The 17,450-nt window shown below is 43.9% G+C and carries 10 protein-coding genes; 7 read left to right on the top strand and 3 right to left on the bottom strand.

The window, feature by feature from the left end:
- Window positions 1-6 precede the first annotated feature (6 nt).
- The 7 genes from ACRD6K_RS18060 to ACRD6K_RS18030 all read left to right on the top strand — a co-directional run bounded on the left by ACRD6K_RS18060 (window position 7) and on the right by ACRD6K_RS18030 (window position 14,225).
- Entirely contained in the window at window positions 7-1,776 is a 1,770-nt protein-coding gene (locus ACRD6K_RS18060) for a RagB/SusD family nutrient uptake outer membrane protein (RefSeq protein ID WP_430974403.1), read from the top strand.
- A gap of 316 nt (window positions 1,777-2,092) precedes the next feature.
- Window positions 2,093-6,712, top strand: a complete 4,620-nt coding sequence (locus ACRD6K_RS18055) for a PEP/pyruvate-binding domain-containing protein (protein ID WP_430974402.1) — start codon at window positions 2,093-2,095, stop codon at window positions 6,710-6,712.
- Complete coding sequence (locus ACRD6K_RS18050; RefSeq protein WP_430974401.1) at window positions 6,709-7,359, top strand: response regulator transcription factor; 651 nt, start codon at window positions 6,709-6,711, stop codon at window positions 7,357-7,359. Before ACRD6K_RS18055 ends, ACRD6K_RS18050 begins: the two co-directional genes overlap by 4 nt.
- A 195-nt stretch (window positions 7,360-7,554) precedes the next feature.
- Window positions 7,555-8,907: an NADP-specific glutamate dehydrogenase gene (gene gdhA, locus ACRD6K_RS18045; RefSeq protein ID WP_430974400.1), complete on the top strand. Its 1,353-nt coding sequence runs from the start codon at window positions 7,555-7,557 to the stop codon at window positions 8,905-8,907.
- A gap of 280 nt (window positions 8,908-9,187) precedes the next feature.
- On the top strand, window positions 9,188-11,704 hold the full coding sequence (locus tag ACRD6K_RS18040) for a prolyl oligopeptidase family serine peptidase (protein ID WP_430974399.1): 2,517 nt from the start codon (window positions 9,188-9,190) through the stop codon (window positions 11,702-11,704).
- Between the two features lie 348 nt (window positions 11,705-12,052).
- Window positions 12,053-13,585, top strand: a complete 1,533-nt coding sequence (gpmI, locus tag ACRD6K_RS18035) for a 2,3-bisphosphoglycerate-independent phosphoglycerate mutase (RefSeq protein WP_299581145.1) — start codon at window positions 12,053-12,055, stop codon at window positions 13,583-13,585.
- A 64-nt stretch (window positions 13,586-13,649) separates the two neighbouring features.
- Window positions 13,650-14,225: a DUF3109 family protein gene (locus ACRD6K_RS18030; RefSeq protein ID WP_430974398.1), complete on the top strand. Its 576-nt coding sequence runs from the start codon at window positions 13,650-13,652 to the stop codon at window positions 14,223-14,225.
- Window positions 14,226-14,353: 128 nt separating this feature from the next.
- On the opposite strand, the gene ACRD6K_RS18025 is transcribed toward ACRD6K_RS18030, so the two are convergent.
- The 3 genes from ACRD6K_RS18025 to ACRD6K_RS18015 form a co-directional block, all read right to left on the bottom strand.
- On the bottom strand, window positions 14,354-14,710 hold the full coding sequence (locus ACRD6K_RS18025) for a hypothetical protein (protein WP_430974397.1): 357 nt from the start codon (window positions 14,708-14,710) through the stop codon (window positions 14,354-14,356).
- A 161-nt stretch (window positions 14,711-14,871) separates the two neighbouring features.
- The gene (locus ACRD6K_RS18020; RefSeq protein ID WP_430974396.1) at window positions 14,872-15,483 is read right to left on the bottom strand and encodes a hypothetical protein; all 612 of its coding nucleotides are present in this window, start codon (window positions 15,481-15,483) and stop codon (window positions 14,872-14,874) included.
- Between the two features lie 193 nt (window positions 15,484-15,676).
- The gene (locus tag ACRD6K_RS18015; protein WP_430974395.1) at window positions 15,677-17,146 is read right to left on the bottom strand and encodes a sialate O-acetylesterase; all 1,470 of its coding nucleotides are present in this window, start codon (window positions 17,144-17,146) and stop codon (window positions 15,677-15,679) included.
- Window positions 17,147-17,450: the final 304 nt, after the last annotated feature.

Here is a 17,450-nt window from a genome sequence, read left to right as displayed (position 1 = left end):
GACACAATGATGAAAAAGAATAAATATTTACTATTTAGCATCCTGGCGTTTTTTATGTTCTATAGTTGTGACACGCTGGATATTGAAAACATATACGACTACAATGCCGACTTGGTATGGGATGATGAATCGTTGGTGGAAGCATATATGGCAAACGTATATGCTGAGGTCATGGGAAATTGGTCAGCTACATTGGATCAAAAAACACAACAGCTGTCAGGTATCCATTTTTACCTCGACAGGGTTACGATCACCAATACCCAATATAAAGAATGGAATTATGAAACCATTCGTTTAATCAACGAGGCTATCGTAAATGTAGATGCAGGAACTTTGGATCAGGAAGTAAAAGATTACATAATTGGACAGGCAAAGTTTTTACGTGCATACGTTTATTTTAATATGGTAAGGTATCACGGAGGTGTTCCTTATATTACGGTTCCCCAGGATAAAGATACCGATGATCTCTATGTTAAAAGAAATTCAACCGCAGAATGCTTTGATTTTATTATCAAAGATCTGGATGAGGCAATTAGTTTGTTGCCGGAACAAATTTCCAAATCGTCAACAGAATTCGGGAAAATAGATGGTTGCTTTGCCATTGCTTTTAAAGCAAAAGTATTGCTTTACAAAGCTTCTCCTCAATTTAATCCCTCCAATCCATGGGATAACAACTACTGGAAAGAGGCCCACACGGCAAACGAAACAGCTTATACGAAACTGAAAAGCTTAGGCTATGCTTTAACTCCTCAATATGAAGATATCTTCTTGGTAGAAAAAGGACCTGAGGTTGTTTTTTCAGTTATAAATACTTACCCAAACAAAACGGCCAACTGGGACTATGGTGTTCGTCCGGGGTCTGAAAGCCGTGGTCCGGCTTCGGCTTGTCCAACGTGGGAGTTTATCAAGGAGTTTCCAATGAAAGATGGAAAACTGTATGAAGATCCAACAGGAAAGTATTATAAAACTGATGAAGAATTTTTGCAAAGCTACTGGGAGAATCGTGATCCTCGATTTAATAAATCGATTGTTTGGAATGGTTCCGCTTATGAAGTTTCAAACAAATCAGGAAACCGTCAGTATACAGCACTTGGAATTGCTGATGTTTTGGATGACTTCGGAGTAAACCCAGTTGCAAATATCAATTCAACCAATCTGGATCGTTATAGCGGATTCTTTGTGCGCAAAGCTAGTGATTTGTCGCTGCTGCAGTCAGAGGTTCAACAGTATGACATTGACTTTATCGTTATGCGTTTTGCAGAAGTGATGCTGAACTATGCAGAGACAGCGAATGAGACAGGCAAGCAGGATGTTGCTCTTGCTATTTTGAAAGAAATCCGTGAAAGAGCTGGCATTGAGGCTGGTGATGATGGCAATTACGGTATTACAGCAACAACAAGGGAACAGATTCGGGAGGCAATAGTTGCCGAACGAAACATTGAGTTTTGTTTTGAAGATATGCGTTTCTGGAACTTGCGTCGCTTAAGAATGCTTGATGTATTGGATGGAACCACTAAGCATGGTGTTGAAGCAATTGCAATTAATGCGGACGGATCTGAAATGCCAATTGCAACGGCAAAAGAAAAGGCAGCCAACAATGAGCTTACAGAGGAAAACTTCAAATACAGCACCTTGCAGATTCCTTTTACAGGAGTAAAAGTGAATTCTTTGCCTGAGAAGTATTATTTTTTCCCAATTCAACAGGAGGTTATTGATTTAAACAGCAACATTGAACAGAATGTTGATTGGGGTGGAACATTTGATCCTACGCTTTAAGTATTTTGAATGCAGAAAAGCAAATGATCTAAAATAACCGCTACAGGTTCATTTGATTAAGGCATAAATTGTTTAAAACCGATTGAAGAATTTTCTTCAATCGGTTTTTTTTATTGGGTTTAACTGAAAGATGATTTTACTTATGTCGTGCAATTTCTTTTTTTATGCTCAAACCGGGCAAGAAAACATAAACAGAATCGGTTTCGGGTAGACAATCGCCGATGGTTACTTATATTTGTATTCTTGCAAAAGCATTAAAAAGCGATTGTCAAGCGTTTAATTTTAACTTTAAAGTTGACCCAGATACCGGCCAGTTATGAATAGAGAATCCAAAGGCGAGAAGCAAACGAATGAGCAGCATGCCCGATTAAGTCTTGAACAGAAGTTGCGTTTGAGTGCAATTGGTCAGGCTATTGTGAAGCAGATTGAGCAAAAGTCAAAGCTGTCTTCCTTATTGAAAAGCATGGCCAATGAGATTGTCAAAGGAGCGTCGCCGGAGGTAATTTCGGTTTCCATCACCTATGACAATCAGGAATACCTCAGTCGGGGGTTTAAGCATTCCACCATGGTGCTGCGCAGTTTGATTGAAACCTCGGAACTGCCGGAGGGGATCATTGAGATTTTTTTCAATACGGACTTAATTCAATCGGAGAATTTTGATGCGTACCTGGCTGTAAAGGAACAATTGCCCTACTGGCGCACAATCATTGGAGGGGCCATTGCCAATATTCGGCTTGAGGAGCTGAATCGCCTTCACAACGAACGACAAAAGGAACTGAGCGGGATTGATAAGGCTACGGAGATTTTAGCCAATAGCAATTCGCTGGGCACCGCGCTGTTGGCGCTTTGCGAATATCTCCCCAGCGCGTGTCAGCACCCCCAATATGCGCGGGCCCGAATTGTTTATGCGGATCAGGTGTATACGAGCCCCCGGTTTAAAGCAAGCCAGTGGCGCATCAGCCAGACGTTTGAAACGGCTGACAACAAACAAGGCACCATTGAGTTGTTCTATGTTCGAAAACTGGCTGGGGCGGAAGGGAATCCCTTTCTTCCCGAAGAAGAACGCTTCTTGAAAAGCTTAAGTTCCCTGGTGTCGGGAGCGATTAGCAAATATGCCTTAGCTGCGCTGCTGGTTGAAAACCGGGAACGGTTGAAGGAATTGAAGGGCATCAACAAAACGGCTGAAATTTTGAAGCGAAACCGCAAGCTGGAGGATAGTTTGTCTCAAATTTGTGCCTTGCTGCCGGCTTCGTTTCAGTATCCTGAATCGACTGTAGTTCGAATTGAATACAGAGGGAAAAGCTATGAAAGTCTGGGGTTCAAGGAAACTCCCTGGAAAATCAAGCAGTTTTTTCAGACCGACACGAGTAAAAAGGGAAGCATTGAGGTTTTTTACACCCAAAAGTTTCCGGATTTGGATGAAGGCCCGTTTTTAAAGGAAGAACGCGAATTGCTGAACAACCTGGCAGAGTTGATTGCGGGAAGAGCCGTGAAAAATATGCTCAACCGGTTACAGCAAACAAATACCGAACGGTTAAAAGAGCTTCATGCCATTAACCAGACCTCGAAGATTTTTGAAGAAAGCAACAGTGTTTATGAAACGCTGCAGCGCATTTGCAATATTTTACCCCAGTCGTGGCAGTATCCCAAATACGCGGCTTGCCGGATCCGGTTTGAGCGCGACGAATACATCAGCCCAAACTTTGAAGAAACTCCTTGGGTACAGATGGATCAACTGCAAACCGTTGATAACAAAAAGGGAAGTATTGAAATTTTTTATCTGAAAGCCTTTCCTGAGGCTGATGAAGGCCCTTTTTTACGTGAAGAACGAAACCTGATTCGAAACATTTGCCAGATGGTAAATGGCTACCTGAATAGTTACAAAGGATTTGAGATAATCAGCAGTAAGGGCGTGGTGATTACCAATCCGCACCGGTCCGAGGAATTCCGGAAATCGTTGGTGCGCAATAAGAAACCGCTTCAGCTGTACTTCAACCAACAGTCGCTCGAGAAGTATGTGTATCTGGATATGATGAAGTACAAGGTGAAGCACATTCTGTTTGTGTCTACCTTGTATGATGCCTTTATGCTGGAAAGTGAGGACTCCTTTTTTGAGAAGTTCCTGGGCGAAATTTATCAGTACAGCCTTTTTTCGCTTCCCCGCATTACTGGGGTTTCTTCGGCCGAAGAAGCGCTTGAATTGCTGGAAACCACCAATTTCGATTTGGTGATTCTGATGGCCGGTCTTGACCGGAAAGCACCCATTGAACTGAGCGAACAGATTCGCGAACAGCATAAAACAATACCGATTTACCTGTTGGTGAATAAAAAAAGTGATCTGAATTATTTTGAAAAGCTGCTTCCCACTATTGGGTCGGTCGATCAGCTGTTTGTGTGGAATGGCGATTCGCTCATCTTGTTTGCCATTGTTAAATCGATTGAGGACCGGGTGAATGTGGAAAATGATACCCGCGTGGGCTTGGTTCGCGTGATCCTGGTCATTGAAGACTCACCACTTTACTATTCGAAATACTTACAATTTTTATACTCTATTATTTTTGATCAGGTACAGCAAATTCTGCCTGAAGTGGAGAAAAATGAGCTGGACAAAATCGGACGTATGCGTTCGCGACCAAAAGTTTTGTTGGCTAAGAATTACGAAGAAGCCACCGCGATTTTCAATAAGTACAAAGACTTTATTCTGTGTGTGATTAGTGACATGGAGTTTGAACGCGGCGGAAAAATTGATAAAAAAGCCGGAGTTGACTTCATTCAATATGCCAAGTCCAACATTCACAAGCTTCCGGTTATTTTACAATCGTCGGAAGTGAGTAACCGAAGGTATGCGAAAAAGTTGGATGTGAGTTTCCTGGATAAAAACTCCGAAACCTTATTGCAGGACTTGAAGCACTTTTTGAAAAATTACCTGGGGTTTGGCAATTTTGTTTTTCTCAATGCAAAAGACGAAAAGATTGCTGTTGCCCGCTCACTGCGCGAGTTTGAAACCATGCTTCAGAAAATCCCGGATGAGTCCTTCTACTTACATGCCCTGGAGAATAACTTTTCGCTGTGGCTGATGGCTCGTGGTGAAATTCAGCTAGCGAAAACCCTGAACCCGGTTCCGGTGAATTCCATGGAACACATCGATGAATCGCGTAAGTTTTTCCTGGAAACCATTACCCGCTACAAGGAAGAGAAAAAGAAAGGCCGCATCATGGGATTTGATGAGACGGCCACGCTTGATGAACGCAATATTGTTTCGTTTTGCAGTGGGTCACTTGGAGGGAAAGGACGTGGTCTGGCTTTCATCAATGTGTTGATTTACAATTACGATTTCTCTGCTTTGGCTTCGCAAATCAATATTTCAACACCCATTACCGTAATTATCGGAACGACCGAGTTTCAGAATTTTATTAGTCGGAACAACCTGAGGTCAGTCATTTCAGACCCTGATATCAGCTACGAAGAGTTGCGAAAGCACTTTTATGAGGCAAACCTGTCGAGCTCGCTGATGCGTAAGTTGAAAATCTATGTCAACCAAATTGATAAGCCGGTAGCTGTTCGTTCCAGCAGTACCTCTGAAGATTCGATTACTCATCCTTTCTCCGGAGTATTCGACACTTATATTATTCCGAATAGCAAGCAAAATAAGCGCAAGGTGGCCGAGCATTTGGCCAACGCCATCAAAATGGTTTATGCGTCGATTTATTCGGATGGAGCCCGAACTTACTTTGAGGCCATTCAGCACCGGGTGGAAGACGAGCAGATGGCTATTGTGCTGCAGGAAGTTGTTGGCGATTTCCATGGTGATCACTACTATCCTCATATCAGTGGTGTAGCCCAGTCTTTCAACTATTACCCGGTGGCCGACATGAAGCCTGAAGAAGGCTTTGCCGTAGCGGCTATTGGTCTGGGGACTTACGTGGTTAATGGCTGGAAATCGTACCGCTTTTCACCGGTTTACCCCAAGGTGTCGGTCTACAGCATTAAAGATTTGCTGAATAGCACGCAGGTGAAGTTTTATGCATTGAATTGTTCGAACCTGGATCTTGATTTGCTGAATAGAGGCGAATTGGCTGCGCTGGACCTGCTTGACATTGAAGAAGCTGAAAAACACGGCACCTTGAAACATTGTGTGTCGGTTTACAATCCGGATAACGATACGGTTGAGCCGGGGCTGGATACTTATGGCCCGCGTGTGGTCAACTTTGCCAATATTCTGCAGTACGAGTACATTCCGCTGGCCAAAACAATTGATGCTATTTTGCATGCGGTGGAAGAAGCCTTTGGTTCGCCGGTTGAGATTGAATATGCCGTTGATCTGACTCCCGGAAAACATGGACGGCCAACCTTTTACCTCTTGCAAATTAAACCGTTGCTGGCCAGTATCGAATCGCATAACTTCGATTTCAACGCTGTTGAACCGGAGAAAATGCTTTTGCGTTCGGGCATGAGCCTAGGAAATGGCGAAATCAATAAAATTACAGATGTGATTTTTGTGTCGCCTGAAAAATTCAGCAAGCTGAAAACAGTGGAAATGGCTGCTGAAATTGAAGCTCTGAATAACCAAATGGTGAAGGAGAAACGGAAGTATATTCTGATTGGTCCCGGAAGGTGGGGCACGCGCGATCAGTTTCTGGGAATTCCGGTTAACTGGGCACAAATTTCCAATGCCAAAGTGATTGTGGAAACCAGTCTTGAGAACTTCCCGCTTGACTCTTCGCTCGGCTCGCATTTCTTCCACAATGTCACCTCGATGAACATCGGGTACTTCTCGGTCATTCACAATTCATCTACCGACATTATTCGGTGGGATGAGCTTCAAAAGCAACAGTTGATTGCAGAATCAACTTATTTTAAACATGTACGTTTTAGCAGCCCGTTGCGGGTTATTATGAATGGAAAAACAAAAACAGCAGCGATTATTAAAACATGATTAACATAGGAATTTACGATGAGCATCATCTGATGGGGCAGGGGTTGAAGCTGCTATTGGATCAGGTGGATGATTTTGATGTTTTGTTTTGTGCCGACGGTAAGGAACAATTGATGAACCTGGTGCAAAATAAAAGTTTGAATATTTTGGTGTTAACCATTCACGATACCAGCGTTCGTACCATGAACCTGATTGTCCGTCTGTCCTTGTTGAACCCAAAAGCCAGGCTGCTGATTTTGGCTTTTGACAACAGTGAGGATATGATTGTGAAAATTGTCAAATCGAAAGCCAAAGGCATTTTGGGACGTGATGCTTCGCAAAAGGAACTTATTGAAGCCATTCGCACTTTACGCAATGGCTTTGATTATTTCAACCGCTCCATCAATCAAATGGTGCTCAATCAGTACATCGACAAGTTGGAGGCACCCGAGGAGAAGACCGAAGGCCTAAACAGCCTGAGTGAACGTCAAATTGAAGTCCTGAAACTTTGGGGGCGAAGTTACTCCAACCAGGAGATTGCCGATGAACTATGCATTAGCGTGCGGACGGTTGATGCGCACAAAAACCACATCATGCAAAAGCTACAGCTTAAAAGCACCGTTGAGCTGGTCAAATTCTCCATCAAGAACAACATCATCGAAATTTAAGCCAAACTCTTGCTGAAAAACAGGAGCTTGAACAGGGCTTTAGGTAAAATACCTAATCTGAATTCAAAATTCTTTGAATAATCCTTCCTGTGTTACTTTTGTAGCAGGCATTTCGCTGTACGCTGTCAAACTGCTACAAATAATCTAAGCGCAATGCCTTCGAGATATTGCAAGAAAACTTAAAAAAAGAATATTATGGCTGATTTGTTAAACGTAAAAGTTGATGACTTGATGGCAAAAGTAATTGCCAAAAATCCCAATGAATCTGAGTTTCACCAGGCAGTGCAGGAAGTGGCTGTTTCGTTGATGCCTTTCATTAACGAAAACCCAAAGTACTTGAAAAACAAAGTGCTGGAGCGCATGGTTGAGCCTGAGCGTGTAATCATTTTCAGAGTACCTTGGATTGACGATAAAGGTGATGTTCAGGTGAATCGTGCATATCGCATTGAAATGAGCAGTGTGATTGGACCTTACAAAGGCGGAATTCGGTTCCACCCAACCGTTAATTTGGGTATCCTGAAGTTTTTGGCTTTCGAACAAGTTTTCAAAAACAGCTTGACAACATTGCCGATGGGTGGTGGAAAAGGTGGTTCAGACTTCGACCCCAAAGGAAAATCAGACAACGAAGTGATGCGTTTTTGTCAGAGCTTCATGACTGAATTGCAACGTCATATCGGACCAAATACCGACGTTCCTGCCGGTGACATTGGTGTTGGCGGAAGAGAAATTGGTTACATGTTTGGTCAGTACAAGCGTATTCGGAATGAATTTACCGGTGTTTTAACCGGAAAAGGAATTGAGTATTCAGGAAGTTTGATTCGTCCGGAAGCTACAGGTTACGGAACGGTTTACTTCTCACAGGAAATGCTTAAAACCAAAAATGATAGCCTGGCCGGAAAAACAGTGGTGATCTCTGGTTCGGGTAACGTGGCCCAGTTTGCCACAGAAAAAGCTATTGAATTAGGCGCTAAAGTGGTTACTTTATCCGATTCATCCGGTTTCATTTACGACAAAAACGGAATTGACCGCGAAAAACTGGATTACGTGATGCACCTGAAAAACATCCGCCGCGGACGGATTAAAGAATATGCTGAAAAATTTGATGCTGAATACTTTGAAGGTAAAACACCTTGGGGAATCACTTGTGATGTGGCCTTGCCATGTGCGACTCAGAATGAATTGAACGAAGATGACGCCAAAACTTTGGTGAAAAACGGTTGTACTTTGGTTGCTGAAGGAGCCAACATGCCTTCAACCAATGAAGCGATTGATGTATTCCTGGAAGCTAAAATTCTTTACGCTCCCGGAAAAGCAGCGAATGCCGGAGGTGTTGCCGTATCTGGTTTGGAAATGACTCAGAACTCCATGCGTTTGCCATGGTCAAGAGAAGAAGTAGATGAGCGTTTGCAGCAAATTATGATCGATATTCACGCAACTTGTGTGAAGTATGGTCGCGAAGATGAAAACTACATCAACTATCCGAAGGGAGCAAACATTGGTGGCTTTATCAAAGTAGCCGATGCGATGATTGCCCAAGGCGTAGTTTAAGAACTTACTTTTTCCGGAAAGCTTTGCCTGAAGCAGCGCTTTATGAGCCGGAAAAATAATTCAGATAACCGTGCAGTTCAGCTTGACTGGTTTAAGACCAAGGGCTTGGATTGTGCGGTTATCTTTTTTTGCAGAAATCGGAAGTGAGCAGGAAAGGCGGATTGGCGGGGCGAAAAACATAATTTGCATAAAAATCAGCCTTTTTCTGCATGGGAGTCGCTATTTTTGGCAGCAGAGTTAACAACTGCCGGAATAACCGGTCAATACCAATAACCAACAAATGATGAAACAATTTGGATTTTTAGTGATTGTAATGATGCTTGTCCATTCGGTGTACGGACAGAACAAGCTTGCATTGAAAAACTGGGAACTGACACGTGTTGAACAAGCGCATTTGCCTGCTTTTGCCGATGTCCCCAATGTGGATGGCAATAAGTTTGAAAAAAGTAATTTGCTCAAGCAGCTTCAACTATCTTTTGATCATACCGATTACCAATGGGAAACAGTTGCCGTTAGCGAGGATAGCTTAATTCAGCCGGCTACAGCTGGTGAGTTGCTGTTGCTTTCGGGCTATTTGTCGGTTGATCGCTGGACAAAAGGGGCATTAACGATTAGTCTGAATGCGGTGGCTGAAATATATGTGGATGGTGAACTTCAGAAAACACAGCAAGAAGCCAAACTGTCTGACAATAAAATGGACCTCAAGCTTGAAGCAGGTAAGCACCCGGTGATGCTGAAAGTAATTGTTCCGGAAGAATCACTGAAGTTGAACGCGGAGTTTGCAGCAGATGAGGAATTTGCAGAGGCTCAATCGGACTGGAGTTTAAGTGCTGACCGCTTTCTGACGATTCACGATGTGCTGGATGGAAAAGATGTTTCATCGGCATCGGTTTCTCCCTCTGGAAAATATGTTTTAATCAACTTCTCGGAAGTAGTTAAAGGCAGTGGAAAATCGAAATCGTGGAGTGAGGTGTACGACCTGGATCAACAGAAGAATGTGTTGGTTATGCGCAACGCTGGCATCTCCCAGCTTAAGTGGTTGCCCGTGTCTGATCGACTCAGTTATATTCTTCGTTTTGACGATAAGGCGGAGCTGTTTGTTTACGATTTGCTTGATGGAACAGAACAATCCATTGCCCGCGAGATAGAAGACTTTTCCGGGTACAGTTGGGCTAAAACGGAAGAGCTTGTCATTTTTAGCCGCTCGCATAAAGCGGATAAGCCTGGCGACCTCAAACGAATTTTTGGAAACGACGATCGCTTGCCTTATTTCCGAAGCCGCTCAAGCCTGAACAAGATTGATGTTGCTACCGGAATAATCGCTCCGCTGACAGCCGGAAACCTCACTTCCAGCTTGCAGGATATTCACCCGGACGGAACAAAAATCCTGTTTTCAACCCGAAAAATGGATTATTCTGAAGTGCCCTTTTCCAAGCAAAACTTGTATGAAATGGATTTGGAAAGCCTGGCCCTGGATACCATCTGGAAAGATAAATTGTACGGTGGCTCGTGTCAGTATTCGCCTGATGGCAAGTACCTGCTGGTGCAGGGTGGTCCGGAATGCTTTGGCGATTTGGGCGTAAATGTAAGCGCTGGCCGGATTCCAAACAGTTACGATTCGCAGCTGTTTTTGTACAACCTACAGTCCGGCGAGGTCGATCCAATTACCCGGGAGTTTGACCCGGCTGTTGCCGGAGCCCATTGGGCGGGCAATGATCGGATTTATATCTCGGCCGTGGAAAAAAGCTACAAGTTTTTGTACGCTTATGACGTGTCGGAGAAAGCCTATCGGAAGATTGACTTGCCGGTAGATGTGCTGGGAACAATTGATTATGCGCATCAAAAGCCGGTGGCGGTGTTTACCGGAAGCAGCCAGACTACTCCTGAGCAGCTGTACGCACTGAATTTGAAAAAGGCATCCAGCGAGTTGCTTCGTTTTCCTAAAGAAAAGCAGTTGGCAAATGTTCAGTTTGGAAAAACAACCGATTGGAACTTCACCAACAAAAATGGAACAACCATTTACGGACGTGTTTACTATCCGCCTAACTACGAGGCGGGGAAAAAGTATCCGGTTATTGTTAACTTCTACGGAGGAACTTCGCCAACCAGCCGAACCTTTGGCGGACGCTATCCGAAAAATATTTGGGCGGCAGCCGGCTACCTGGTTTATGTGATGCAGCCTAGTGGTGCCACCGGATTTGGGCAGGACTTTTCAGCCTTGCATGTGAATGGCTGGGGCTTCGATGCCATTGATGACATTATTGAAGGAACTGAAAAATTTCTGGCGGATCACCCAGATGCTGACAGCGAAAATGTGGGCTGTATTGGTGCTTCCTATGGCGGGTTTACCACGATGTTGCTGCAAACACGCACTTCGTTGTTTAAAACGGCTATTTCGCATGCCGGAATCAGCTCCATCACCAGCTACTGGGGCGAAGGTTATTGGGGCTATTCCTACAATGCCGGAGCTGCCAAAAACAGCTATCCATGGAGTCGGAAAGATATTTTTGTGGAAAATAGCCCGCTTTACAACGCCGACAAGTTCAACAATTCCATTTTGTTGCTTCACGGAACGGCCGACACCAATGTGCCGGTGGGCGAGAGCTTGCAGTATTATGCGGCCCTTAAACTACTGGGAAAAGATGTGGAAATGGTTTTGGTTGATGGCGAAGATCACTGGATCATTGATTATCAAAAACGCTTGAAGTGGCACCAGACCATCATGTCCTGGTTCGACATGAAACTGAAAGAGCAGCCACAGCAATGGAACGACCTGTACCCTGAAAAGAATTTGTAAGCAAGGACTTGAAAATAATCGTTGAAGGCGGTGAAAGACAGTTGAAAGCAATTGTTTTTCACCGCCTTCTGTTTTTGAGAGTCTGGTGTTGCTCTATTTTCAGAAAGGATTAAGAGCGACTAACGAGGGCACAAGCCTAGTCTGCTCCCAGTTTGATAAGCGTTAGGTGATAAAACGAGAAAATTCGGGGCAACGCAAGCCGCTCTTTAGAGGCTTGATTGTAAATTGATTCGCCAGATCAAGGAATCATTAAATTTGATTTATAGAAGCTTGACTGATTTTCAAACCCGCTTAAAAAAGAATACTTTTGTGCCGCAAATAGTTAATTATTTAAAACGATTATAAATTATGGCTGACGTACAAAAAACCTTGTTAATGATTTTGGATGGCTGGGGAATCGGCGATGGTTCTAAAAGTGATATTATCGCAACTGCTCCAACTCCTTTCATGGATTCTTTGTTGAAGGAGTATCCAAACTCACAATTGCTGACTTCCGGAGAAAATGTAGGATTGCCCGATGGACAAATGGGAAACTCTGAAGTTGGTCACTTGAATATTGGTGCCGGACGGGTCTTGTACCAGGACATGGTGAAAATCACCAAAGCAATTAAAGATAAATCGATGTGGGAAAACCCACAGCTGGTTAAAGCCTATAATTACGCCAAAGACAATAATAAAAAAGTACACCTGATTGGTTTGGTTGGACCTGGAGGTGTACACGCATTAAGTTCACACATGGTTGCCCTGTGCCAAATGGCAACCGACATGGGTCTGGAAGATGTATTTGTACACGGATTGACTGATGGTCGTGATACCGATCCTCGTTCTGGCTATGGTTTCTTAGAAACTGATTTGGAAGCCTTGAAAGGAACAAACGGTAAATTTGCTTCTATCATTGGCCGTTACTACGGAATGGACCGTGATAAAAACTACGATCGTTTGAAGTTGGCTTACGACCTGTACACGCAAGGTAAAGGTGAAAAATCAACCGATCTTTTAGCTTCCATTAAAGCTTCTTACGATGCCGGAGTAACCGATGAATTCATCAAGCCAATCTGTATGGTGAAAGAAGATGGCAGCCCGGTTGGAGTGATTGAAGAAGGTGATGTGGTTATCTGCTACAACTTCCGTACTGACCGTCTGCGTCAAACAACCATTGCGTTCACACAGGAAGATCTTCCGGAGTTTGGCATGCACACCATGAATTTAGAGTGGTATACCATGACTTCTTACAAGGCAGACTTCAAAGACGTCAATGTGATCTTCGAAAAAGAAAACCCAACCAACACGATGGGCGAGATTGTTTCGAATGCAGGACTGAAGCAAATTCGTATTGCTGAAACGGAGAAGTACGCGCACGTAACGTTCTTTTTCAGTGGTGGCCGCGAAGATGAGTTTGAAGGAGAAAGCCGGATTCTGATTCCTTCTCCTAAAGTTCCTACTTATGACCACCAGCCTGAAATGTCGGCACCTAAAGTGAAAGACGCGATTGTTCCTGAATTGCTGAAAGGCGAAGTGGACTTTGTATGTTTGAACTTTGCCAATGGCGACATGGTGGGACATACCGGCGACTACGAAGCCATTTCAAAAGCGGTAACTGCCGTTGATGCCTGCGCGAAAGAAGTGGTTGAAGCTGCCCGTTCAAAGGGGTACAATGTGCTGATTATTGCCGACCACGGAAATGCGGACAATGCGGTGAATGCTGATGGATCAGCCAATACGGCTCACTCGTTGAATCCAGTGCCTTGTATTTATGTAAGCGATGACAAAAACCTGACCATCAGCGATGGTATTTTGGCCGACGTAGCGCCTACCTTGCTTTCAGAAATGGGCTTGGAAATTCCAAAGGAAATGACCGGTAAAGTTTTGATTAAGCGATAGTTTTTTTAGATATCTTTGAGCCCTCCTAAGCTGTTGTTGGGAGGGCTTTTTATTTATTCTAGGTATGTTGGAAATTGGTAAAACCATTGTGAGTTTGGATGTTGTAGAGGAGCATTTCCTCTGCGATTTGTTTAAATGTAAAGGGGCTTGTTGTGTCGAAGGCGATTCGGGCGCACCCTTAACCCAGGAGGAAGCCGTTAAGCTGGATGAAATTTATCCAATTGTGGAGCCTTATATGACAGAGGAAGGTAAGGCTGTTGTGGAGAGTCAGGGAACCAGTGTGGTTGACTCGGATGACGATGTGGTTACCCCTTTGGTGAATAACTGCGAATGTGCTTTTACGTTTAAAGATGAGCATGGCATTGTGAAATGCGCCATTGAAAAAGCCTTCCTGGAGGGAAAAGTCGATTTCCGCAAACCGGTATCCTGTCATCTGTTTCCTGTTCGCATTACCGAATACGAGCGCTTTGATGCTGTAAACTACCAGGAACTTCGTATTTGTAAGCCGGCCCGGGAGTGTGGCGCAGGCCAAAAGCTGCCACTCTATCAATTTTTGAAAGAGCCACTAATCCGAAAATACGGCAAGGACTGGTATGAACAATTGGCTTTTGCAGCCGAACAAAAACCGTGGGAAAAATAAACTTCCCCGTTTTTACAAGATATTCTTTCATGGGTTTTCTGCTAGTCAGAAAACCCATTTTTTATTATTGGGTGACTGAAGAATTCCCAGCTGGATAGGATTTGTAATCCAGCCTGGTTTTAGTGCTATCAATTGGCATTCGCAGACTTGAATGTCAATAATCTTCTAATTGACCAGATCCCCAAAATCAATGTTAAAATCATTCCTGTTATTGAAATAAGGTTAATAGCCTTAAGTCGGTTTAATGCAAGTTCATTTTGGAAGACAGAAGAGTCATTGATATTGTGCTTTTCCGTAAGCTCCTTCATCTCTTCAAGAAAGGCAATAGCTTCGGATAAGCTCGCTTGACTTTTTGTTTTGTCAGGGGTTTCTACCTCTACATTCTGGCCTAAATAATTATAGCTGTATTTAAAATAATACCCAGTTCCGAATCCAAGGATTGCAATGACAAAGATTACAATTACCCAGTTTCTGCTTTTCATCATATCGGTGTCAATTTAGTTGGTTTATTTATGTGGTTAACGGTTACCTGCAAGTTGCCCTTGCTGATTTCCAAGAGTAGCTAAAGATATAAAATTATTTGGCTTGACTGGTTTTAGGGGGGGGAGTCAATCAGCTGAGCAGGGGACTTTCGCCTGCAGAACAATTAACTCAAAATGGTCATGATGGTGACAAAGATGGTCCAAATACTAATGCCATTGATAAAAAGCAGCTCTGTTGCTCCGTTGATGCCACTTTTCAGAAAAGACAGGGCCGTAGCCAAAACGACAAAGCCAATGACAATCAACCCCGATAAGCCCAGGAACTGCTTGTATTCGAGAATGGCAAGCTGGTAGGTGACAATGAGAGCGGGGATCGATAAAAAAACGATAACGGCGAGCAGGTTGTGAAAGAAGCGTTGCAAAGCCGGCGTAAAATTGTCGAGGCTGTAGGGCTTTAGGTTGTGCGGTACAAAGGCCAGCAGGGTTAATGAGGCCACACAAATATCGATGTATTGCATCAGCTTTTCGTGCTCTCCAAGGTCATAAAACTCGGAGAGAAGCCAGAAGAAGGTGTACAAAAGAATGGAAGACGCAAACAGGAGGCGTTTATAGCCTTTCGCATATTGCTTGCCGTACAGGCTTTTGTTACTCAGGAAACTCAGGGTTTGCGTGTTCAAATCTATTTTGATGTGTTGAATGGCTTTCCGAACCGCGCCAGGCAGAATACCGGCAAATAAAAATCCAATGAGCAAGATTCCCAGCTTGATCCAAAACATGTTGCTTTCAGTTATCGGGTAACACAATTCACCCTACCTGGGGTGAAGATGATTAGGTGCAATTAAAATACAAGTTTTTTTTAGTCCCGGAAAGCCGGAGCGATTTCCTTTGCAGGGAAAATGTAAGAGAACGATTAAAGACCACTGGATGCCGCTTATTTTCAAAGCATCCAATGGTCTTCAATTGCTCGAATTAGTTCGATGATTCTTGCACCTTGGCTCTGGTGGCATCGTTCCAGTTATCGGTACGGAACGAAGAGGCCGGGAGCATATTGGTGTCGAACAGGGTTCCAACAAGCCAGTTGCTCCAGCCGTAACGGACTTCAACCGGGTTTGGAACCTGGTTGCTCGATACGAGCACGTTTTTTCGGCTTACAATTTTAGCCTGGGCTGGGTAGAACACTTTATCAGGCCCGGCAATTTCAAAGCCCTGCAAGTGGTTGGGCGTAAACAGCCCCATTTCGGCATGCTTAAAGTGAAGCAGCAGGCCACCATCTTTTTCTTCCTTCGAGTCGAAAACCGGCCCGTTACAGTCCACCGTTTCAAACCCATAAGTTTGGTTTAAGGCGAAGTAGAGCAAGCGCTCGGCCACTTCTCTCTTTTTCGGAGGATGAATGCTGTACTCCATACCAATATCAAGGGTGACAGCCATGCCCGAGTTGGGAATCAAGTCGGCACATTTTAATTGAGATTCACGCAAGAAGGCCGTGTTTTTAGGGGTGTTAAATACCTCGTGATCGTTGTACCAATACGGGGCAATTTGAACGTAGTAGAAGGGGAAATCACCAATTCCCCATCGGGTACGCCAGTCTTTCACCATAACCGGGAATAGCTGGGTGTAAGTATCTGGTTCATCCCGGTTGGATTCGCCTTGGTACCATAAAGCCCCTTTAATGGTGTAAGGAATCAAGGGATGAATCATCGCGTTGTACAAAGCTGTAGGAATACGGTTGGTCGTTTTGCTGATATCGACCTCATCCAAGTCAACTTGTTGGTAGTCGCTCATGGCTTCTTTGCTGATCCAGGCCTGAACGGAGCTGCCTCCCCATGAGGTATGGATCATGCCCACCGGAACATTCAAAATTTCCTGAAGTTGTTGTCCGAAGAAATAAGCAATAGCGCTGAATTCGCGGACATTGCCTGCATGGGCTTGTTCCCATCCGGTGTATTCCTCAAGGTCAGCGAGGGGCGTTTTTGAGCCTTTACGAGTGGCTGTAAACATGCGTAAGTTGGGATTTGCTGCGTGGGCAATGGCCTTGTTTGCTTCAAAGGTTGGTTCACCGGGATAACCGTTGAGAGACTGTTGCATGTTCGACTGTCCTGAGCAGAGCCAAACCTCGCCAAAAACAACATTGTCGAGCGTGATGTTGGTATCGGAACTACTTATTCGGATGACTTGCGGCTCGGTCGAGTTGTTCGTTTTTACTTCAACCTGCCAGTTGCCTTGCTTATCGGCTGTTACTTGCAGCGGCGTAGCTAGCCAGCTTGCATCAATGTTTAGCTGTTGGCTGGCATCAGCCCAGCCCCACAAAACGACGGTTGTATTGCGCTGCAACACCATGTTCGACGATACAATAGCCGGAAGTTTTACCTTGGCCATTGCTCCATGAAAAAACAGCACAGCGAACAGCACTGTTAGCGTTAGTTGGGTTATTCTTTTCATTGTTTAGTGATTGTTAGAGTTTGTATTTGAGGCCTTAAGTTCACATATAAAATGGAATGAGACAAAATATTAACGGTAATAAATTGATTATTTTTGATCAAGTCTTCTTGAACTGCGTATTCCGACCAACTTTGTCTGGTTGATTTGCTCATTCCTTTGTTCCTATTCTGACCGATTCCTGTTTATTGCTGACTCCTATTAGGTCGTTGACGCAGTTTATAAATGAAGGTAATGTTCATTAAACTGTGTCAATTGTATTTTTTGCTATTAGAGTTTTAGTTTGCATCGTTCTCCAAATTTGATA

It is taken from the genome of Sunxiuqinia rutila (assembly GCF_050589705.1).
GTDB lineage: Bacteria > Bacteroidota > Bacteroidia > Bacteroidales > Prolixibacteraceae > Sunxiuqinia > Sunxiuqinia rutila.
The sequence above is the reverse complement of the archived record's forward strand: the minus strand, read 5'-3'. Positions and strand labels throughout refer to the sequence as shown.